Below are 21,420 nucleotides of genomic sequence, written 5' to 3' on the forward strand. Positions count from 1 at the left end.
TCGACTACTACAACACTGCACGCAGCCACTCAGCCCTCGGAGGACACCCACCGATCACTCGACTGGCCGTGTGAACAACGTCTTCGGTCACAACATCTAGCCCAGGAAGAAGGTTCGCAGGTCGGCGGCCAGTACCTCCGGCGCCTCCAGGGCCGGGAAGTGGCCGCCCTCCGGGAACTCCGTCCAGTGCGTCCCGTCCGGCACCGGGATCAGCCGCCGCACGGTCTCGTCAGCGCCGAAGACCGCGAACCCCTGCGGCACCTCCGTCGCGCCGCCCCACTCCGTCGAGTGCGCCTGCTCGTACAGCGTCTGGGCCGCCGACACCCCGCTCCCGGTGAACCAGTAGAGGCTCACCGTCGTCAGCAGCGCGTCCCGGGAGACCGGCAGCCGGGTCCACTCGTCGAACTTCTCCGCGATCCACGCCAGCTGGAACAGCGGTGAGTCGTTCAGCGCGTACCCGATCGTCTGCGGCCGGCTGTTCTGAATGGCCAGATAACCCGAGCCCTCGCGCCGGAACGCGTCCATCCGCTCCAGGATCGTCTTGTCGACCGCGTCGTTCGCGTCCAGACGGTCCGCCATCCCCGGGAGGAACGTCGCGGTCGCCGCCGCACCGGGCGGATCCGTCACCACGTGCACCCCGATGACGTGCGCACTGTCGTAGGCCGCCACCGCACCGGAGACGCCGGCTCCGACGTCACCGCCGTGTACTCCGTACCTTTTGTAGCCGAGGTTTCCCATGAGCCGCACCCACGCCCGCGCCGTCCGGCCCATCGTCCACCCCGTCCCCGACAGCGGCGTGGAGTATCCGTATCCCGGAAGCGACGGCACCACCAGGTGGAAGTCCGGCCGCAGCAGGTCCACCAGGTCGAGGAACTCGGCCGGCGAACTCGGATAGCCGTGGGTCAGCACCAGCGCCGGCGCCTCCTCGCGCTGCGACCGCACATGCAGGAAGTGCACCCGCTGCCCGTCGATCGTGGTGACGAACTGCGGATAACTGTTGAGGCGCGCCTCGGCGGCACGCCAGTCGAACCCGTCCCGCCAGTATTCGGCCAGCTCACGTAACCGGCCGGGCGTGATGCCGCGCTCGGAACCCACGCCGTCGAGCGCGGCGGGCCAGCGTGCCTGCGCCAGCCGATCGTGCAGGTGGTCCAGTTCGGACTGCGGAACCTCGATGCGAAAACTCTCCATGACACTGAAGCTAGGCCCGATTGCGGATCCCTTCGTTCCGCATTTGTCGACGACCATGGATCCATGGAGACGACCGTGCGCCTGCTGCGTCTGCTCTCGCTGTTCCAGGCACGCCGCGACTGGACCGCGTCCCAGCTCGCCGAGCGCCTCGCGGTGACCACGCGGACCATCCGCAAGGACGTGGACCGCCTGCGCCGGCTGGGCTATCCGGTGGACGCGCGGCCCGGCGTCGCCGGTGGATACCGTCTCGGTACCGGCGGGCGCCTGCCGCCGCTTCTTCTCGACGACGACGAGGCGGTTGCGGTCGCGGTCGGGTTGCGCACCGCCGCCGGCGGTTCGGTCACCGGCATCGCGGAGACCTCGGTGCGGGCGCTGGCCAAGGTGCAACAACTGCTTCCGGAGCGCTTACGGCGCAGGGTCGAGGCATTTCAGGGGTACGCGCTGAGCGCACCGCCGCTCCAGGGAGCAACCACCGACCCGACCGTCCTGACCACGGTCGCCACCGCCTGCCGCGACCACGAACGGCTCCGCTTCGACTACGAGTCCCACGACGGCGAGGTCACCCGCCGCGACGTGGAGCCGTACCGCCTCGTCCACGACCGCCGCCGCTGGTACCTCCTCGCCTGGGACACCGCCCGCAACGACTGGCGCACCTTCCGAGCCGACCGCGTCACCCCACTCACCCCCGGCGGCCCACGGTTCACCCCACGCCCACTACCACCGGACGACGAGATCGCCACCGGCGTCGCCCGCCGCCTCAACACGGCCACCTGGCGCTACCGAGCCCGCGTCGTCGTACACGCACCGGCCGACTACGTCCGCCAGCGCCTCCCAGCCGCCACCGAGATCCACCCACTCGGCCCGAACCGCTGCGAGTTCACCCCAGGCTCCGACCACCCCCAGATGCTCGCCCTCAATCTGGGCCTCCTGGACGCCGACTTCACAGTCATAGACGGCCCCGAGTTGACCGAGGCCCTGACCGTCCTGGCCGACCGCTACCGCCGAGCCTGCACCCCCGACAAGGAAGACATCACATGACAGCCCCGCCCACCTTCCGCTTCCGCCGAGCCGTCACCACAGTCCTGCTGGCCACCACCACCCTGTTGACACTGTGCGGCTGCCCGTCCTCCAACTCCTCAGACCCGGTATGCGAACAACCACCCACCGGCACGACTCCCATCCCCGACTGCGACGACACCGACACGACCACCGCAATCGCCACCGCAATCGCCACCGCAATCGTCACTGCAGTCGCCACTGCAATCGCCACCGCCATCACCATCGCCGCTGCCGTGTAGTCGTGGCCCGGCCGCCCTCAGCGAGACGCCCGACCACTCACACCCCGCACCGTCAACACGTTCCACACCACGCCGTCAACATGAAGCAAGTGCTGTCAACACAACGCTCGCCAAGTCGTCAACATGACGCAAGTGACGTCAACACGTCGCACGCGCAGGCGTTGCCCGTGTTCAGCGGCCGCATCCGGTGCATGCCCGTCGGGTTCGCAGGTGGTAGTCGGTCGAGGCTACGAGCAGGCCCAGCCCCAGTACGCAGTAGGCGGACATCGCCACGATCAGGAACGCCACCGAGAACTGGCTGACCGAGCCGGAAGCCAGTTGGACCAGTCCCATTCCGAAGTAGGCGACGATCCCTGCGCCCAAGCCGAACCCCGGCACGAGCAGCACCAGCCGCGGGATGGTCCGCCCCGCGAGCAGCGGAACCCAGCCTGGCCAGATACGGCCCCACCCGTGCACCAGTGCGAGGGGCAGCAACACTCCCGCCAGCAGCAACCCGACCTCGAGCCCGATCAGCGACGCGCTCTGCTCGATCCCCTCGAACCCAGCCACGAACTGCGCCACGAACCGCACCGCCAGTCCAGCCACCGCCGCGTAGGCCCCGAACCACGCCCACACAGCCGGCGCATCCCGTCGCGCTCCCGGCTGTCCTGTCCGGCAGCAGGCCGGGCAGTCACCTCGGGTCCGACGCTGGTAGCGAGCCGTGGCCAACCCCAGCAGAACCGCCCCACCGGCACACGCCAGGCGAGACCCGAACGCCACCGGATCGAAGTACGGACCCACGCTGAACAGCAGAAATCCCACCAGTTCAGGCAGCAGAATCCCGGCCGCCGCCACCAGTGCACCCGCGACCGCCCAGCCCGCCCCCGCCAGAACCGGCCGCCATGTCCCCGCCCGTTCCAGCCCCCACGCCAGCAGTCCAGCCGCTACACACAGCCCGACCGCCCACCACCCCGTGAACCCCAGCAGATCCGACCCGAAAGGCGGAAACTCCGGAGCCGCGCCGGCCGTCCAGGCCAGACGCACGCCCCCGTATGCCACGGCCCAGCCGAGCACCGCGTACGTCAGACCCCGGCCCCCGCCGAGCCGCAGAGATGTCGTCGTCACCATGCACCGAGCCTCGCGAAACCCCGGCACCCACACCTCCCGCCGGACGGGGAACCACCTCCCTCTCCAGAGGGAGAAACACCCACTCGGCCGGTGTGCCAGGATGCGAGCCGTGGAACCGATCGAGATCGAGCCGGCGGAGTCCGGCGGGTACAGCCTGTGGCTCGAAGCCGGCACCACCGACGTCGACGAGGTGATCCGCGAACTCGGTCATGAGGCGAACGGATACTTCTGGGAGGGTGTCGCCGAGCTGCTGACAGCGACGGAGGCGCCGAGCCTCGCGGGGCGTTTCTCGCCCGACCCGGAAGGCGGCGCCTTCTGCGCGTACAGCGACGACCGCGCCGTGCTCGAAGACCTGGCGGCGCGACTTCATGCGGTCGCGACGGATGAGGCCCGGCTGCGGCACCTCGTCGAACGGGCGACCGCAATCGGGTTCGAGTTCGACGACTGACCGGTCCGCGGGCCGGCGTTCAGCCGATGATGGCGGTCATGCGGATCGACACGAGGACGCCCGGAAGGTCGACGCCGAGCTTGGCCACGTAGCGCGTCGGGGGTGAGGTGGGGAACCAGGTCGCGTACTCCTCGTTCATGCCGGCGAAGTCGGCCGGGTTGTGCAGGAGCACGCCCACCTCGGCGATGTCCTCCCACGCCGCGCCCGCCGCCCGCAGAACGGCGCGGCAGTTGGCGAGCGCCTGCCGCGTCTGCTCCTGGATCGTCGGCCCGGCCAGTCCGCCGTGGCTCACGTCGATGCCTGCCTGGCCCGCGATGTGGACCAGGCCGCCGGCTTTCACCCCCTGGCTGTACAGAGGGGAGCTCGGTGCGTCCGCCGTGCTGACGATTTCTCGCATGCCCTCAACCTAGCCCCGATGGGGAAGCCCAGATCAGGAAGAGCAGCACAACGACGAAGCCGATCAGCAACCCGAAGCCGCCGATCACGAACGGGGAGCCGGCCACCCGCCGCGCTCCCGGATCAGTCTCCGTCGGCGGCGTGGGTGACCGGACAGCGAGATTGACCGACGGGATGTACATCGTCGCGTCCGGATCGGCGTCGAGGATGCGGTGCAGGGAGCCGCTGTGGTTCTCCGGAACGCTTCCGCCCAGCACGAAACCCTTCGGGGGCGGCGACGCGGTCGAGATGCGCACCCGCACGTCCGCCGCCAAGCCCTCGTACACGCCGGAGTCGGCCAGTTCCTCCCCGCGCACCAGCGCCTGCAACCGGCGCTCCGCCCGTTGTGTGATCAGGTGGTCGGGGCCGAGGCTGCGCTGCGCGTCGGCGAGCACCGTCCGGTACATGGCCTCGGCCGTGTCGCGGCCGCCCTGTTCGCGGGTCAGGCCGGCGAGGCTGATGCGCGCGCTCAGCGACTGGGTGCTCGAACGGCCGTGTACGGCGTCGAACGCGGCGATCGCCGTACGGTACTCAGCCTCCGACTCGTCGAAGGCCCGGCGGAAACGGCACATCTGCGCCAGGTTCAGCCGGGTCCGCAGGGTGTCCCCGTCCCGCGTGCCGAGGGCGGTCTCCTGCCCGGCCAGCACCTCGCGGATCTGTTCCTCGGCGGCGTCGCGGAAGCCGAGTTCGTACTGCAGGCACGCGATGTTCGCGCGCAACGCCAGGGTCTGCCGGTCCGCCTCGCCGAGGCCCTCGCGCGCCGCCACCAGCAGGAGGTCGAGCAGGTCACCGGCGGTACGGGCCCGGCCGGACTGGTGCAGCACCCCGGCCAGTCCCGCCCCGGCTCTGATGGTCGTCCGGTGCGGCAGCCCGTGCATCCGGGCGTAGGCGTTGTAGATCTCCCGGTAGGACTCGGCCGCCTCGGCGAGCCGGCCGCGCCGCCGGGCCAACTCGGCGCGCGCCTCGGCCAGCTCCAGATGCCGGATTCCGGGGTCGGGCTCGTGCGCCCGAAGCAGCGTCTCGACGTCGTCCAGGCGCCGGCCGGCCGCCTCGTACGCCCCGCACGCCTGCAACGACTTGGCCGCCAGGATGCCCAGCCGGCACATCAGGTGCACGCCGTCGTCGGAGAACCCGGTGCCGGCGACCATGGCCGCGCTGATGCCGAACACGTGCGGTTCGAGCGCGGCCCACAGCCGCCAGTCGTCCCGGTCCCGCAGTTCGGCGGTGACCAGCGAGTTGATCAGTACGGTGGCGTGCGACTGCATGCCGGCCATCTCGCGGCGTACGTGTGGGTCCGCGCGGCAGCAGCGCCGGACCAGACGGTGCACGTGGATCAGGGAGAACGTCTCGGCGGATCCGGGCTCGATCCGCAGCAGCCCGACCTTCGCCAGGGCGTCGAGGTGCCGGGCCACGTCCTCGGTGGACGAGACGCGCGGGAGGGCGGCGCGCAGCGCTTCGACACGCAGGAGCAGCTTGAGCGGGACGGGTGCGTCCGCGAAGCAGCTGAGGAAGCCGAGCATCGCGGCCGCGTCGTCCCGGTCCCCGCTGCGCACCGCGCCGAGCGAGATCTCCCAGATGCTGCCCAGGACGTCGGGCGGGTCCCCGTCCGACTGGCCGGGCTCGAGGAGCGTCCGGTACTCGCCGAAGGTACGCGGCGTGCCGGGGCGGACCAGTTCGGGCGGCGCCTCGTGCACCGTCGCGAGGGCGGCGCCCGCCATGCCCAGCGCCAGCGGCAGGCCGCCCAGGGCCGCGCCGAGCGCCCGCGCCTCGGCGGTGCTGCCGGCCAGGTGGGGCGCGTGGTCCAGCAGGATCTGACCGGCCGCCTCCGGGTCCAGCAGCGGCACCTCGCGCAGCCGGCACCACCGCGCCCACGACGCCGGGCGCGGATCCCGACTGGTGATCACCACGCAGCCGAGCCCACCGGCAAGCGGGCGGACCAGGCCGGACCCGTCGGCGAAGGCGGGCCCGCCGCCGTCCGCCGGATCGTCCAGTCCGTCGAGCACCAGCAGCCACGGCCGGCGGCGGACACGCAGGCGTTCCCACATCAGGTCACCGGCGTTGTCGCCGGCGCCGAGTTCGCGGGAGGCACCCAGCCTGCTGGCGAGCGCGGCCGTGAGCGTGGCGAGCGAGTCCCGGTCGCCCGCACGCATCCACCAGACGTCGGCACCGGCCGATTCGGCGCGCTGGGCCACCGCGAGCGCGACCGTCGACTTGCCGGCGCCACCGAAGCCGTGCAGCACCCACACCTTGTCCGGGCTGTCCGGGGTCGCCCGCGCCTGCTCGATCTCGGCGATCAGTTCCTCGCGGCCGCGTACCGGGAGTTCCGTGACGAGCCGGCCGAACGGCGCGGCCAGGCCGGGCAGTTCCTCGCGGGTGGGATCCCTGCGGTCGAAGTAGTAGTTGTTCTGCACGTTCTCGGCGCCGACCTGCACGGGAGCGTTGCCCAGCGCCCACACCCCCGGCGTCGGCCCGAACGCCAGCGTGTCGTCATCAGACAACCGGTCGATCCCCTCTCCACAGAGGGCAGATGATTCCCGCACCCGTCGACGAGGGGAAGACCGTCATCGACGTCTCAACGCATCGGTGAGTGACTCTGCACGTTCGTTCCGGGTGTGCCGACCGACGGGCGGAGCCGGGCGGCGGCCGCCACCGCCACGCCCAGGGCGATCGTCAGCACCGCTGACAGCAGCAGGGTCGGCTGGGCGCCCAGGGCTTCCACGGCCGGGCCGCCGATCAGGGTGCCCAGGGCCGTCGACGGGATCGTCAGGGCGGTGCGGGTGGCCAGGACCCGGCTCAGCAGTTCGGGTGGGCTGGCCTGCTGGAACAGTGCCACGCAGATGGCGGTGAACGGGCCGTAGATCAGGCCGCCCAGAGCCAGCCCGATCAGCCCGGCCCACACCGCGTGGGTCAGGGCGAGCGGCAGCAGCGAGGCTCCCCAGCCCACGATGATGCCGGCGACCACGGTCGACAGGCGGCGGTCCCGCAGCAGGCCGGCGCCCAGCCCGCCGGCCACCGCGCCGAGGCCGAAGGCCGTCCAGTACGCGCCGAGCAGCGCCGGTGAGCCGGCCAGGTCGTGGGCCACGTAGATCGGCAGGGCCACCTCGACCGGGCCGTACAGGAAGAAGAACACGCAGGTCACGCCGAGCAGGCCGAGGAGCTGTGGCCGGCTGAGGACGATCCGCCAGCCGCCCGAGGAGGCCGAGGGCGGGCGCTGCGAGGACGGCACCCCGGCGCAGCTGATCGCGAGCAGGGCGAAGCTCAGCGCGTCGAAGCCGATCACCCAGCCGGGACCGGCGACGGCGGCCAGCCCACCGGCCAGGGCCGGGCCGGCGATGAACGCGGCCTGTTGGAACGTCGACACCAGGGCATTGCCCGCCAGCCGGTCGTCGGGCGGCAGCAGCTCGGCGATCAGTGTGTACGTCCCGGCGCCGCCCCACGCGTGCAGCAGTGACGAGACCGCGAGGAGCAGCACGAACCCGAGCGGGCTGAGCTGGGCGGTCACCGCGAGTACCGCGATGGTCCCCAGCGTGAGCGCGCGCAGGCTGGCGTCGGCCGCGACGAGCCGGGCGCCGCTGAGACGGCGGACCAGCCTGCTGAACAGGGCGGCGCCGGCGGTGGCGGGCAGCGAGTAGGCGGCGACGGCCAGGCCGGTCCAGACCGCTGTCTGCCCGGCGGGCGCGATCTGCACGGCGAGCCAGGCGACGGCGACCATGGTCATTCCGTCGCCGAGCGCGGACACGGCGAGAGCGGGGAGGATGCGGCGCAGTGCGGGTTGCTTCAGCACCTGCCGGTAGGGGCGAGTGGACACGACAACAGCGTCTCGGGAAGGGCGGCCGCCGCACATCCGTGCCCGCCACGGACTCCGGTACTGAGCGGGTACGTGAGAATGGTCCCGTGACGGCGACGGTCGAGATCTCAGCGCGGGAGTCGGAGGTGCTCACGCTGCTCGGGGAGCACCTGAGCAACGCGGAGATAGCCACAAAGTTGTACATTTCCGTCCGTACCGTAGAAAGTCACGTCTCCTCCCTCCTGCGCAAGCTGAATGTGGCCGACCGCCGGGCGCTCGCGCAGCGGGCGGCCAAGACTCGAAAACCGGATGAGAAGGCACTGCCCGCACCGCTGACCTCGTTCGTCGGCCGCGAGCCGGAACGCGCCGCCCTGGCCGGGATGCTCAAGGCGCACCGGCAGGTGACCGCCACCGGACCCGGCGGCGTCGGCAAGACCCGGCTCGCGCTGGCCGTGGCCGCCGAGACCGCCGCCGGCTACCCCGACGGCGTCTGGTTCGCCGACCTCGTCCCGGTCACCGACCCGCGGGCCTGCGCGGCCGCGGTCGCCGGAGCGCTCGGCGTCGGCGAGCAACCCGGGCAGAGCCTGGACGAGTCGGTGCTCGCCGCCCTCGCCGACCGGCACGCCCTGCTGGTGCTGGACAACTGCGAGCACGTACGCGACGGCGTCGTCCCGTTCCTGGAGCGGCTGCTCGCCGCCTGCCCGCGGGTCACCGTCCTGGCCACCAGCCAGGCGCGGCTGATGGTGCCGTTCGAGCGTGTCTACCCGGTGCCGCCGCTCAGCCTGGCGGGCGACAGCGAGTCGGACGCCGTCGCGCTGTTCCTGGACCGGGCGGCCGCCGCCGGGCAGCCACCGCCGCCCGCGCTGCGCGAGCACATCGCCGGGATCTGCCGCCGCCTGGACGGGGTGGCGCTCGCCATCGAGCTGGCCGCCGCGCGGTACGCCACTCTCGGCATCGACGGCCTCACCGCCGGGCTGGCCGACCCGCTGCGGGTGCTCGCCGGCGGCCCCCGCGCCGACGAACGGCACCGCTCGGTCCGCGCGGTCCTCGACTGGAGCCACGCCCTGCTCGCGCCCGGCGATCAGGCGCTGCTGCGCCGGCTGTCGGTGTTCGTGTCGCCGTTCACCGCCGAGGCCGCCGCCCAGGTGACCGGTTCTGATCTCATCGAGGTCGCCGACGGCCTGTCCCGTCTCGCCGAGCACAGCCTGCTCGCGGTGACCGCCACCGGCACCGCCGTGGAGTATCGCGCTCTGGAGTCGATCCGCCGGTACGGCACCGAGCGGCTGGCCGAGGCGGGTGAGCTCGACGACGCACGGGCGGGTCATCTGCGCTGGTGCCTGGCACTGGAGGTGACGGCGGAGCAACCGGACTTCCGGGCCGTCTTCGACCGCGTGGCCGACGACCTGCGCGCGGCCCTGACGTGGGCAACCGAACAAAAGGCGGGCGAACGGCAAGCGGCCGAACGGAAAGACGCACACCGTCTCGCTCATCGGCTGGCGGGGCTGTCGTTTGCCCGTACCCTCGCCGGCGAGGCCCAACAACGCTATGAGCAGGCGGCGGCACTTGCTGATGACCCCGCCACCGTGGCCCGCATGCTCCGGGAGGCCGCCGCCGCGGCCGGATGCCGGATGCGCGGCGACGACATGTACCGGCTCTACCTCGCCGCCGCCGAAGCGGCCCGCGAGGCCGGCGACCCGGCCGGCGCCGCGGTGAACCTGGCGACCGCCGCGACCAGCGCCTACCGGTTCTCCGGCAAGTTCGAACGGCTGCCGTCGCACGACGAGGCCGTTGCGCTGATCGACACCGCGCGGGAGCTGGCCGGAAATGATCCGGCCGCCCTCGCCGCCGTCGCGCTCGCCGAGGCCGGCGTGCTCACCGACGCGTTCGGCTCCGCGCAGGGACCGGAGGAGAACGACGTCACGGCGACCGTCGCCCGCTCGGAGCACGCCGTCGCGCTCGCCGCCCGGACCGGCGACCCGATCGCGCAGTCCGCGGCGCTCGGGGCGCTGACCGGCGCGCAGAGCTGGGCCGGTGACTCGTTCGCGACCGCGGCGACGGCCCGGCGCCGGATCACGCTGCTGGCCTCGGCACCGCGGACGCCGACCGGGACGCACGAGTTGCTCGACGCGCTGGGCGACGCCACCGAGGCGGTACTCGGCGTGGGTGACCTGGCCAACGCCCGGCAGTGGGCGCGGCAGCTGGCCGACCACCCGCTGCTGGCGGAGGTCGGCCACCGGGCGACGAACTGGCTGCTCATGACGGGCGCGCTCGCCGGGGACGCCGACCTGGTACGCGGTGTCGGCATCCGCTTCCGGGACGCCTGGGAACGGGCCGGGCGGCCGGCCCGGGCCCATCTCGGCCCGGCGGTGGCCGGCGTCGCGATGATCCACGGTCTGGAGGGTGACGCCGCGGCCCGGGGCGAATGGCTGGCGATCCTGGACCAGCTGGGCACTTCACCCGGGCGGACCCTCTCCTACGGCGCGGTCTTCGACGCGATGCTGCTGCTGCACGAGGACCGTGCCGCGGAGGCCATGGCCCGGCTCGCGCCGGAGCCGGACGACGTGTGGAAGTGGGTCACCTGGATCTGGCTGCACTGGTACGTGGCACTGCGCGCGGAGGCCACCGTCCTGGCCCACTCCCCCGCCGCTGCGGACCGCCTCGCCGAGGCGCGCACGATCGTCGCGGGCAACCCGGTCTGCGAGGCGATCGTGGAACGCGCCGCGGCCCTGCTCGACGGCGACACCGACCGGGTGCTGGCGACCGCGGCGCCGTTCGAGGCCGCCGGCTGCGCCTATCAGGCAGACCGCAGCCGGCGGCTGGGCGCCCGCTGAGAGCGCTCGGGAAGGTCGGCGGCAACCCGGTCGACTAGCTGGACGGGACCGCCGATCAGGTGCATCTGTACGACCGGGTCCTCGCCGGCACCGAGATCCGGCAGTTGTTCCAGTCGAACGAGTAAACCTGTTTGGAAAGGGGGCCGCCCGGACGACCGGGCGGCCCCCTCTGTCATGCCGCCTCGAAGCCCGTCAGGTGCAGCGAGAAGGCGCGGATGGAACCGACGTCGGCGCCGACCGCGTCGCGGACCTTGAAGGTCCACGCCCCGTCGGCGGCCGACAGCCGCAGCGACGACAGCGACTGGTCCGGCTTCCAGGTGCCGGTGAACGGCGCACTGGTCGAGGTCAGGTCACTGAACGGCGTCGTGGCGGCGTCGTCGAACACCGCCTGGCAGATGTTGTTGCCGGTGCCACCGGTACGCGAGAACACCGTCGCGGTCCGGCCGTCGGGTGCGGTCAGCGTACCGACCAGGTCACCGACGAACGTGTGGTCGATGCCGTTCGTCGTCACCCCCGCGACGTTGGAGCAGGTCGCGCCGTCGATCGAGAAGGTGAGCGAGGACGCGTACCCGATGCCGCTGACGTTCACCGTGGCGGTGGCGCCGGTCGGGTCGTTGTCCGGGATCGGCACCGGCTCGCCGCTGTAGGCGAAGTCCACCACCGTCGAGGACGCCTGACCGGTGGAGACCGGGAGGGCGGCGTTCGTCGGCGAGAGGACACCGGCGAAGGTGACCTTCGTCTTCAGCGTGACCGGCCGGCCGAGCGGGTAGTCGGCGGCCAGCTTCAGCGTGTAGTTGCGCGACTTGGAGGCGCCGGCGGCGATGTTGCCGTACGACGCGGCCCGCGGTGTCACCGTGGCCCGTGAGTCGTCGGTCTCCACGACGACGTTGACGCCTGTCGCCGTACCGTCGCCGATGTTCTCCGCGGGAAGCGCGACCGTCGCCTGCTCGCCCGGCTCCAGATAGACGTCGCCGTCGCCGGTGGTCGGGGTGACCGTCGGCGTGCCGGCCCGGACCAGCGGTTGCGGCGTGGCGCCGGTGTTGCGCAGGACCAGGTCGGCGCGGATCACGCCGTGGCCGCTGCGGTTGTCGAACCCGGCCGGGGCCAGGTCGAGCGCGGTGCCGGTGAGCGCCGCCCGGATCTCCTCGTTGGTCATCCCCGGGTTGCCGGACAGTGCCAGCGCCGCGATCGCCGCGGCGGCCGGAGCCGACGCCGACGTGCCGAAGAACGGCGCGAAGTCGGGCACCGTGGTGTTCACCCCGTCAGCCGCGGTGATGTCCGGCTTGGCCCGCAGCGAACCACCGGTGGAGCTGAAGTCGCCCGGCGTGATCGGGGTGCCGTCGGCGTTGTAGAACACCCGCCGCGGCCCGTCCGACGTGAACCGCTCCAGCTTGGACTGCCGGGTGTGCACGTTCGGGAACGGCCCGGTCGGGTTCGGCGGGTCGCCCACCTCGAGGTCCACGGGAAGCGGGTCCTTCGCCGGTGTCGCGGCGACCGAGAACGCGCCGACCGCGGCACTGTGCCCACGGGTCACGCCCGGGGTGGAGAACGCCTTGAGCCCGTTCGCCTGGTCGACGAACCGCCCGCGGAACACGCTGAGCTGGAAGTACCGGTCAGCGCCCGAGTACTTCACGACGGCGAGCCGCTGGTTGGCGCCGGCACCCGTACGGAAGATCTCGAACGGGTCGTCGTCGCCGTTCTGGATGGCCTGTGAGAACTGCGTGACGTTGCCGGCCGAGTCCAGCAGGTAGAGGTCGTAGTCGTTGGCGGAGCCCAGCAGCGGGTCCGCCCACCAGAGCGTGGTGACCCGGCCGGCGCTGCCCGGCGACAGCGGGTTGTAGATCTGCACGCCCGGCCCGGGGTCGAAGTCGTGCGCGGTGCCGGCGAACTTGCCGACGCCCAGGCCCGAGTTCACGAAGTCGCCCTCCCAGTTGCCGGAGGTGCCCTCGAGAGTGTTGCCCTCGTTGCCGGCCGAACTGAAGTAGAACGCCCCGTCGGCGACCACGTCGTTGACCGCCTGAGCCGGGAGTCCGTCCTGGAACGGGCTCTCGTGGTAGTACACGACGTCGTCGACGATGATGTCGCAACCGCCGGTGAAGCGCAGCGCGCGGATGTTCTCGGCGAAGCTGGCCTCGCTGGTGAACGCGGTGGCGAACCCGAGCTTCGCGTTCGGCACCAGGTCGTGCAGGATCTCCAGCATCGCGGTGCCCTCGTCGCCCGAGCCCTCCTGCCCGGTCAGCACGTCGAGGTCGGCCGGCAGGTCACCGGTGGCCTGCGAGGCGGCGAGCGAGTCGACGCCGTCGGACAGGGCGCACACCTTCACACCCACGCCGGTCACCCGGTACCTGGTCCGGGCGGTGTCGGCGGCCAGCGTACGATCGCTCTCCGCCACCACCGTGCCCTGGTCGACCGCCGCGGCGACCCGCGACGTGGCCTCGGCCGCGCGCACGGCCGTCTCGATCCGCGCCGACTTGGCGTCCTTGGTCTCCGGCCCGATCTTCTTGGGACTGATGTCCCGAGCGGTGATCGCGCCGTAGTCGGCGCTGACACCGGACACGTCCGACCAGCCGGCGATCGCCGTCAGCGACGTGAGCGGCGCCTCGACCAGCACGGTGCCGTCCTTCGGCGACGCGAACCTGATGCCCGCCCCGGCGGCGCGCAGCCGCCCGATCAGGTCACTGTTCACCTTGCCGGCACGTACCTCGACCTTCGTGGTGCCCTTGCTGGAGACCTCGACGCCGGTGCCGAGCCGCGGGAGCGCGCTCGCCGACACCCTCCCGTTGCGCTTGCGCAACTCGACGGCGAGCCGGCTGTCGAGCTTGCGCTCCGCCGGCGACAGGGACTTCTTGAGCTGTTGAAGTGCGTTGATCTGCGCATACGCGCGGTCCGCCGGGTCGACCGGCGCCTTCGCGTTCGCACCGGTTGCCGCGAGCCCGACGACCAGAACACCGACCCCGAGGATCGTCGCCGAGCGCCCACCGAATACGTTCAATACACAGCCCCCCACTGACAGTAATCGATTCGATGCTTGTGGATGTTAGCGGAACCGGGGCGGGATAGAGAACGATCACTTGATTCCGTAACAATCGGCAACATGCGCGATTACGACCTGTTCACGCCCGAGGCGATCGCCGACCCCACCGGCTACCTGCGCCGGATCAGCGAACAGAGCCCGCTCGCGCGGCTGCCACAGCTCGACGCGTACCTGCTCACGCGGTACTCCGACGTCAAGGACGCGCTGCGGGACCGGCGGATGGACAGCGCCAACATGGCCCGCGTCCTCAATCACCTGACACCCGCCGAGCAGCAGGAGCTGGCACCGGTCCGCCGAGCCGTCGAGATGTGGATGGGCCACACCGTCCCGGCCGACCACGTGCGCTTCCAGCAGCTGCTCAAGCGCTACTTCACGCCGGCGATGGTCGACCGGCTGCGGCCCCGGGTACGCGAGTTCACCCACGAACTGCTCGACGCCGTCGCATCAAAGGGCGGGATGGACGTGGTGGCGGATCTCGCGTACCCCTTGCCCGCGAATGTGATCGCCGAGCTCCTCGGCATGCCGGTCAGCGACCGTGAACAACTCCAGGCCTGGTCCCGCGACATCCTGCCGGTCTTCGGCAACGGCGACGTCCAGCAGCTGCGGCATGCCCAGCGCAGCATGCTGGAGATGCACGACTACCTGCGGATCATCGCCGCCGACCGCCGCCGCACGCCCCGCGAGGACGTGCTGAGCACGTTCATGGCCGCCGAGGCCGAGGGCATCGTCACCGAGGACGAGGCGGTCGCCAACTGCGTGCTGCTGCTCTTCGCCGGCCACGAGACCACCGCGAACCTGATCGCGAACGGTCTCGTCCTGCTCTTCTCGAACCCCGGCGAGCTGGCTCGCCTGCGCGAGTCGCCGGACCTGATGCCCCTGGCCGTCGAGGAGATGCTGCGCTGCGACGGCCCGGCCGGCGTGATCGGCCGCGTCACCACGGAAGCGGTCTCGTTACACGGCCGGACAGTGCCCGCCGGATCACACATCTACCTGGCGCTGATGGCCGCCAACCGCGACCCGGAGGTCTTCGAGGACCCGGACGTCTTCGACATCAGCCGCTCGCGTACCCGGCATTTCGCCTTCGGCATGGGAACGTATTACTGCCTGGGTGCCGCCCTGGCCCGCATGGAGACCGACGAGTGCCTGCGGATCCTGCTCGGCCGCTGCCCTGACCTGCGCCCGGCATACGACACACCGGACTGGCAGCCGACCCCGCCGTTCGGCCACCGCCTGGGATCCCTTCCGGTCACGTTCTGAGACCGCGATCATTGTCCGCATGGACAGCCTCACGAAGAACCGGCAGACGCCGGCCGCGCTCCTCGCGATGATCGAGCAGGCGTACGGGCCCGATCAGGTGCCGGCCGGGGACGACTGGTTCAGCGAGATGGGCGACGGCTGGTTCAGCGTGGCGTACCGGATCCGGCTGCGCGACGGTGCCGAGAAGGTTCTGAAGATCTCGCCGCCGGCCGACGTCGAGGTGCTGACGTACGAGCGCGGCGCGATGGCCACCGAGGTGGCCGCCATCCGGTTGATCCATGAGCACACCACCGTGCCGGTGCCGGCGCTCGACCACGCGCACGCGGGCAAGGACTTCAGTTGGTTCTTCATGGACTTCGTGGACGGCGAGAATCTCGGCCTGATCAGGGACTCGCTCAGCGACGAGGAGCGGGTGGCGTACCAGAAGGCCCGCGGCGCGGCCAACCGCGAGCTGAACTCGATCCGGGGCACCGGTTTCGGCCGCCTCGACGCACCCGGTGACCCCAGCTGGCGCACGGTCTTCACCGGCATGGTCTCCGACGTCCTGCGTGACGGCGAGCGCCGGTCGGTCGACCTGGGACGGGACTACGACGCCATCCGGACGGTGCTCGCCGCGAACGCCGCCTGCCTCGACGAGGTCACCGAGCCCCGCCTCTGCGAATGGGACCTGTGGGACGGCAACGTCCTCGTCCGCGACGGCGCGATCGTCGGCATCATCGACCACGAACGTGCCTTCTACGGCGACCCGCTCATCGAGAACGGCTTCGCCGGCTGCGTACCGTCCGGCTTCGCCGACCCGGCGCCCTTCATGGAGGGGTACGGCCACCCGCCGCTCACCGAGCCGGAGTTGCGGCGCCGCCGCCTCTACAACCTGCACTTCCTGCTGATCCTGGTGATCGAAACCGAGTACCGCCGCTTTCCGGACCCCGGACAATACAACTGGGCCCGCGCCCAGCTGGCCGACCTCCTCCCCCAGTTCTGAGGGTTCCCATGGCGACCTGCAACCTCTGCCCACCCGGCGCCCGAGACATCCCGGACGCCGAGATGCGCGACCACCTGCGCACCGTTCACCCGTCCGTGGACACCGACGGAACCGATAAATCCGACGGAAGCACGATAATTCAAGACTCATCCCCCGGCCCCGCCCCACACGAAGACGATTGGCACAGCTGACCGGTGACCGACGCCAGCAACTCCCGGGGTGTTCAGGTCGGCGACGGGAACACCCAGACGAACCTGAACGTCGACCCAGACGCCGTCCTGCCGACCCCCGAGTCGGTCCTGATGCCGCACGGGATGCGGAATCTGCCGTTCGCGTCGGCGGTGTTCGTCGGCCGGGACCTGGACGAGCTCGGCGGCACCGAGGGTTTGGTGCTGCACGGCCTCGGCGGCGTCGGGAAGACCGAGCTGGCCGTTCATCTCGCGCGCGCGGGCCTCGACCGGTACCCCCTGATCTGGTGGATCACCGCGGACTCCGCCGAACGGGTCGCGGCCGGCCTCGCCGAGCTGACCGCCTGGCTCCACCCGCTTCCGAGCCTGGCTGCCGGACGGTCCTGGGCGATCCGGTGGCTCCAGGCCCACCCCGGATGGCTGCTCGTCCTGGACAACGTCGAGGAGTTGAGCCACATCGCGGATCTCCTCGGCATGCTTCACGGGGCCGGCACCGTGATCGTGACGACGCGCCGTGACGTCGGTCCGGCCCGCTGGAAGACCCTCGGCCTTCGGCCGATACACGTCGACGTCATCGCCCGCGAGGCGAGCGTCAGCCTGCTGCAGCGGTTGACCGAGCGCACCGATCGCGACGGGGCGGCTCGCCTCGCGGCGGACCTCGGCGATCTTCCGCTGGCCCTCGAGCAGGCGGCCGCGTACCTCTCGCAGCACGACCACATGTCGTTCGACGACTACCGCGCGCTGCTGTCCGAGAGGTTCGAGCGGATCGCCGCGGCGCCGGGAACCGGCGGCGACATCTCCCGGTCGATCTGGACAGTGTGGTCCCTGACGCTGTCCACCATCGAGGCCAGGTCCGAGCTCGCCGCGGGACTGCTCGGCGTGATGGCCTATCTGGCGCCCGACGACATACCGGACGAGGTCCTGCTGCCCCCGGCCGATCCGCTGGACGTCGCCGAGGCACTCCACCTTCTCGCCTCCTACAGCCTGATCAGCCGGCACGGCCGGTCGTCATCGCTGCATCGCCTGGTCCAGGCGGTCAGCCGAGGCATCGCCGGCACCGAGCCGGGTGGGGCATGGGAGCAGGCGGTGGCGCTGTTGCGCCACGTAGCGCCCGACGACCCGGCCTACGACGTCACCGGTTGGGACATGTGGCGCCGGCTGCTCCCGCACGTGGAAGCCGTCGTACGCCTGGCGCCCGACGGGCACGAGAATCGCTACGTCCCCATCCTCATGTCGTTCGCCGGCACGTTCCTCCAGAGCCAGGGCGCAACTGACGACGCGATCCGCCTCTCCGAACTCGCCGCCCGCGAGGCACGCCGGATCAACGGCCCCGACCATCCGGCGACCCTGAGCGTCCTGAACAACCTCGCACGCTGCTACGACATGAACGGTCGCTCGGCGGAGGCGGTGACGATCCTGGAGGAACTGCTGGAGAAGGCACGAGCGTTGCCCGACGGCAGTCCGGCGGAGCTGCTGTCGATGAGCAACAACCTGGCCCGCAGTTACCAGTCGATCGGACGGCTCGCGCAAGCCGTCTCGCTGCTCGAGGAGACGCTGGAGAAGCGGATCGCACTGCACGGGCAGGACGACAACAGGGTCTTCACCACCCGGAACAACCTGGCGTACGCCTACCAGCAGGACGGCCGCCTCGATCAGTGCCGCAGGCTGCACGAGCAGAACCTCGCCGACCGGTTACGCGTTCTCGGCGAAGACCATCCGTCGACGCTGAACTCGGTGAACGCACTCGGTGACGCCAGCCGTGCCCTGCGCCGTTACGAGGACGCCGTCGAATACTTCACCCGCGCTCTCAGCGGCCGCGTCCGCACCCTGGGCGGCAACCATCCCCAGACGCTCGCCTCACGATCGGCGCTGGCGCGGGCACACTTCGACGCGCGAGATTTCGCGACGGCGGCCCGCCTGCGCCGGACCAACATCGAACGCCGCCGGCGCACCCTGGGACACGATCACCCCGAAACCATCGGCGACATGCTCGCCCTCGCCCAGACACTGGACGCCGCGGGGCGCGGCATCGAGGCGGCACCGATCCTCGAGCAGATTGTCGCGATGCCCGGCCTGGACGCGATCATCGGACCCCGGGACGCCCGGATCATGCGGAACAACCTCGCCGCGCTCTATCTGAAGACCAGGCGCGCCGCCGAGGCCGTCCAGCTCATGGAGGCGGTCGTGGCGGACGCTCCGGGCCACTGGGAGCCGATCGAATCGCTCACCTTCGCGAAGAATCTGGCGATCGCCTATCGCACCACGGGCAGACGTGACGAATCCGACCGGTTGCTGAACATGATCGCCAACGAAGGCCAACGCGACCTCGGGCTCGCACATCCGCTCGTCCAAGAGGCACTCGCCATCCTGCACGACGACCGCGACCCGGCCGAATCAACGGCTCACCTGATCTTCCGATGACAGCAGGTGGCCTCCCCAACGACCGCCAGACACAACGCTGGAACGGCGACACCGCCCGCGTCCTGGCTCGCACCGCCGCTTTCCTGGTCACCGCCCCGCGCGGCACCGCCCCACCGGTCTGACTCCCCGCCGGCCGGCTCCTCACCCACCCAGCTCATCTCGTCTGACCAAAACTCATGCCCATCGTTCCCGAGCCCTGACCAACCCGCCGTAAACCGACCGCCGCGAGCCTCCCCTCCAGGTCATCCACCCAGTCCGCGGCAGCGCGCCCGTCCGGCAGGGCGACCCCCGCCTCAGCCCGCCACAGCGCATCCTCCGGTTCGAGGCCGCGCGGCACGATCACACCGCCCGCCAGCTCCGGCGCCACGAGCCGCAACCCGTCTCGCAGCGCCGCCACCGTGGGCGCGGCAAGCCAGCCCGCTGTCATCCGCTCTGGTCCTTCAGGTACGTCAGGACGGCCAGCACCCGCCGATTGACGCTGTCGTCGGGTGGTAGGTCCAGTTTGGCCAGGATGTTGCCGACGTGTTTGACCACGGCGGCCTCGGAGAGCACCAGAATGCGGGCGATCGCCGCGTTGGAGTGGCCCTCCGCGACCAGGGCCAGCACCTCCCTCTCCCGGGTGGAGAGCCGCGCGACCGGCTCGTGCTGCCGGCCGAGCAGGCGCCGCACCACGTCCGGGTCGATCACCGTGCCGCCGTCGACGACTCGGCGCAGCGCCGCCACGAAGTCGCTGACGTCCACCACACGGTCCTTGAGGAGGTAGCCCACCCCGCGTCCGTCGCCGGAGCCGAGAAGTTCCGACGCGTAGCCGTGCTGGACGTACTGACTGAGCGCCACGACCGCCAGCCTCGGATCCTCCCGCCGCAGCCGGACAGCCGCCCGCAGTCCCTCGTCGCTGAACCCCGGCGGCATCCGGACATCGGTGATCACCAGCCGCGGCCGGTGCTCGGCCACCGCCCGCAGCAGCGCCTCCGCGTCCCCCACGGCCGCCACGACACGAAACCCGAAGCGCTCCAGCAGCCCCGCCAGCCCCTCCCGCAACAGCACACCGTCCTCAGCGAGCACCACGCTCACCTCCGGCAACGCGACCGGAGGCGAGCCCGGCCGACCAAGCGGCAGCTGACCAAGCGGCGGCTGACCGAGCGGCGGAGGCGCAGGCGGCGGAGGCGGCAGCGGCGGCGCGGCGGGATCCGTCATGCCGGCGGACACGGGAGCTCGACGCGAACCACTGTGGGGCCGCCGGGTGGGCTGGCCAGCAGCATCCGCCCGTCCACGACGGCTGTGCGGTCGGCCAACCCGGTGAGGCCGGTGCCCCGGGACGGATCCGCGCCGCCGTGGCCGTCGTCGGAGACCTCCAGGACGAGCATGTCGTGCTCCTCGGTGGCGGTGATCGTGCCGCGGGTGGCGCCCGCGTGCTTGAACATGTTGGCCAGCAGCTCGGCCACCACGAAGTAGGCGGTCGCCTCCACGTGGTCGGGCAGGCGCCGGGGCAGGCTGGTGCGCACGGTCACCGGGATCCCGGCGTGGCCGGCCAGGTCGGGCAGGGCGGCGGTCAGACCCAGATCGGTCAGCAGTTGCGGGCGGATGCCGTGGATGAGTTCGCGTAGTTCGCCCATCAGCTCCTTGGCCTGCTGGTGTGCGGTGGCGACAGCGCCCGCCGCCGGTGAGCCGTCGGGCAGGTCGATGCGCGCCAGGCCGAGCTGCAGGGTCAGGCCGACGAGTTTCTGCTGGGCGCCGTCGTGCAGGTCACGCTCGATGCGCCGCCGCTCGGCGTCGAACGCGCCGGCCAGCCTGGCCCGCGACCGCGCCACCTCGACCAGCTCGGCGCGGAGCCGATCGGTGGAGACCGTGTGCAGCGCCGCGCGCGCCACCGCCGCGTGGGCCGCAGCGGTCAAGGCAATCAGATAGGGCACGCCGATCAGGGCGATGAAACCCCCGATTGCGTACGGGACAGCCTGCCCAACCGTCCGGATTGTCACCACCCCGAACGAGATCGGCCCGCCGTCCAACAGCACCGGGCTGAGTGCGCAGACCACGATCAGCATCACCGTCACAGCGAGTGCCACGTAGACGATCGGAACCGCCGTGACCAGCACCGCCGCGTATCCCAGCCGCCGCCACGGCGACCGCCCCGCACGCAGCGGACGGTCGTCGACCAGCCGCAGCCGGCGCCGCTCCACCCAGGGCAGCGGACGAGTGACCAGCGGGCCCAGAGCGGCCAGGAGCGCCGCGCCGCCCAGGAACAGCGCGAGCGACACGACCGGGTCGGTGTCGCCGGTCGACAGCCTGCGCACCAGCACGATCCACGGTGCCGCGAGGACGCCGACCGGTGCGGCCACGAACAGGACGAGCGGCAGGCTGCTGAGCACGAACAGCAGCGACCGCCACGGCCACCCGGTGATCAGGAAGCGTGGTGAGCGCAACGCGGAGAAGACGGACACGAG

General features: G+C 71.4%; 17 protein-coding genes. 8 read left to right on the forward strand and 9 right to left on the reverse strand.

Annotation, left to right across the window (positions count from 1 at the left end; genetic code table 11):
• Positions 1–96: 96 nt before the first annotated feature.
• On the reverse strand, positions 97–1,188 hold the full coding sequence (locus tag AB0M02_RS28765; protein ID WP_364232240.1) for an epoxide hydrolase family protein: 1,092 nt from the start codon (positions 1,186–1,188) through the stop codon (positions 97–99).
• A 63-nt stretch (positions 1,189–1,251) separates the two neighbouring features.
• Between AB0M02_RS28765 and AB0M02_RS28770 the strand changes: the two genes are divergently transcribed.
• Entirely contained in the window at positions 1,252–2,226 is a 975-nt protein-coding gene (locus AB0M02_RS28770) for a YafY family protein (protein ID WP_364232242.1), read from the forward strand.
• Positions 2,223–2,486 (forward strand): hypothetical protein, encoded by a 264-nt coding sequence (locus AB0M02_RS28775; RefSeq protein WP_364232245.1) that lies wholly within the window; start codon positions 2,223–2,225, stop codon positions 2,484–2,486. Before AB0M02_RS28770 ends, AB0M02_RS28775 begins: the two co-directional genes overlap by 4 nt.
• Before the next feature lie 171 nt (positions 2,487–2,657).
• On the opposite strand, the gene AB0M02_RS28780 is transcribed toward AB0M02_RS28775, so the two are convergent.
• Positions 2,658–3,593 carry a hypothetical protein gene (locus tag AB0M02_RS28780; protein WP_364232248.1) on the reverse strand — a complete coding sequence of 312 codons (936 nt, stop codon included), beginning with the start codon at positions 3,591–3,593 and terminating at the stop codon, positions 2,658–2,660.
• A 109-nt stretch (positions 3,594–3,702) separates the two neighbouring features.
• Here AB0M02_RS28780 and AB0M02_RS28785 point away from each other — a divergent pair, with 109 nt between their 5' ends.
• Complete coding sequence (locus tag AB0M02_RS28785; RefSeq protein WP_364232250.1) at positions 3,703–4,041, forward strand: Imm51 family immunity protein; 339 nt, start codon at positions 3,703–3,705, stop codon at positions 4,039–4,041.
• A gap of 19 nt (positions 4,042–4,060) precedes the next feature.
• Here the strand turns inward: AB0M02_RS28785 and AB0M02_RS28790 are convergent, their stop codons facing one another.
• The 3 genes from AB0M02_RS28790 to AB0M02_RS28800 all read right to left on the reverse strand — a co-directional run bounded on the left by AB0M02_RS28790 (position 4,061) and on the right by AB0M02_RS28800 (position 8,284).
• On the reverse strand, positions 4,061–4,438 hold the full coding sequence (locus tag AB0M02_RS28790; protein ID WP_364232253.1) for a Rid family hydrolase: 378 nt from the start codon (positions 4,436–4,438) through the stop codon (positions 4,061–4,063).
• A gap of 4 nt (positions 4,439–4,442) precedes the next feature.
• Positions 4,443–6,974 carry a tetratricopeptide repeat protein gene (locus tag AB0M02_RS28795; RefSeq protein ID WP_364232256.1) on the reverse strand — a complete coding sequence of 844 codons (2,532 nt, stop codon included), beginning with the start codon at positions 6,972–6,974 and terminating at the stop codon, positions 4,443–4,445.
• Positions 6,975–7,048: 74 nt separating this feature from the next.
• Complete coding sequence (locus tag AB0M02_RS28800) at positions 7,049–8,284, reverse strand: MFS transporter (protein WP_364232259.1); 1,236 nt, start codon at positions 8,282–8,284, stop codon at positions 7,049–7,051.
• Positions 8,285–8,370: 86 nt separating this feature from the next.
• Between AB0M02_RS28800 and AB0M02_RS28805 the strand changes: the two genes are divergently transcribed.
• Entirely contained in the window at positions 8,371–11,094 is a 2,724-nt protein-coding gene (locus AB0M02_RS28805) for a LuxR C-terminal-related transcriptional regulator (RefSeq protein WP_364232262.1), read from the forward strand.
• A gap of 172 nt (positions 11,095–11,266) precedes the next feature.
• On the opposite strand, the gene AB0M02_RS28810 is transcribed toward AB0M02_RS28805, so the two are convergent.
• Complete coding sequence (locus AB0M02_RS28810; protein ID WP_364232265.1) at positions 11,267–14,086, reverse strand: S8 family serine peptidase; 2,820 nt, start codon at positions 14,084–14,086, stop codon at positions 11,267–11,269.
• A gap of 102 nt (positions 14,087–14,188) precedes the next feature.
• Between AB0M02_RS28810 and AB0M02_RS28815 the strand changes: the two genes are divergently transcribed.
• From AB0M02_RS28815 to AB0M02_RS28830, 4 genes are all read left to right on the forward strand, one after another.
• Positions 14,189–15,385, forward strand: coding sequence for a cytochrome P450 (locus AB0M02_RS28815; protein WP_364232267.1), 1,197 nt, complete (start codon positions 14,189–14,191; stop codon positions 15,383–15,385).
• 19 nt (positions 15,386–15,404) lie between these two features.
• A complete protein-coding gene (locus tag AB0M02_RS28820; protein ID WP_364232268.1) occupies positions 15,405–16,367 on the forward strand; it encodes a phosphotransferase in 963 nt (320 codons plus the stop codon).
• Between the two features lie 194 nt (positions 16,368–16,561).
• Positions 16,562–18,976 (forward strand): tetratricopeptide repeat protein, encoded by a 2,415-nt coding sequence (locus AB0M02_RS28825; protein ID WP_364232270.1) that lies wholly within the window; start codon positions 16,562–16,564, stop codon positions 18,974–18,976.
• Positions 18,973–19,098 carry a hypothetical protein gene (locus AB0M02_RS28830; RefSeq protein WP_364232272.1) on the forward strand — a complete coding sequence of 42 codons (126 nt, stop codon included), beginning with the start codon at positions 18,973–18,975 and terminating at the stop codon, positions 19,096–19,098. The genes AB0M02_RS28825 and AB0M02_RS28830 overlap by 4 nt, the downstream gene beginning before the upstream one ends.
• Positions 19,099–19,130: 32 nt before the next feature.
• Here the strand turns inward: AB0M02_RS28830 and AB0M02_RS28835 are convergent, their stop codons facing one another.
• The 3 genes from AB0M02_RS28835 to AB0M02_RS28845 form a co-directional block, all read right to left on the reverse strand.
• On the reverse strand, positions 19,131–19,403 hold the full coding sequence (locus AB0M02_RS28835; RefSeq protein ID WP_364232274.1) for a hypothetical protein: 273 nt from the start codon (positions 19,401–19,403) through the stop codon (positions 19,131–19,133).
• Positions 19,400–20,050, reverse strand: a complete 651-nt coding sequence (locus AB0M02_RS28840; protein WP_364232276.1) for a response regulator transcription factor — start codon at positions 20,048–20,050, stop codon at positions 19,400–19,402. The genes AB0M02_RS28835 and AB0M02_RS28840 overlap by 4 nt, the downstream gene beginning before the upstream one ends.
• A 119-nt stretch (positions 20,051–20,169) precedes the next feature.
• On the reverse strand, positions 20,170–21,417 hold the full coding sequence (locus AB0M02_RS28845; RefSeq protein ID WP_364232278.1) for a histidine kinase: 1,248 nt from the start codon (positions 21,415–21,417) through the stop codon (positions 20,170–20,172).
• Positions 21,418–21,420 lie beyond the last annotated feature (3 nt).

It is taken from the genome of Actinoplanes sp. NPDC051861, from assembly GCF_040681145.1.
Lineage (GTDB): Bacteria > Actinomycetota > Actinomycetes > Mycobacteriales > Micromonosporaceae > Actinoplanes.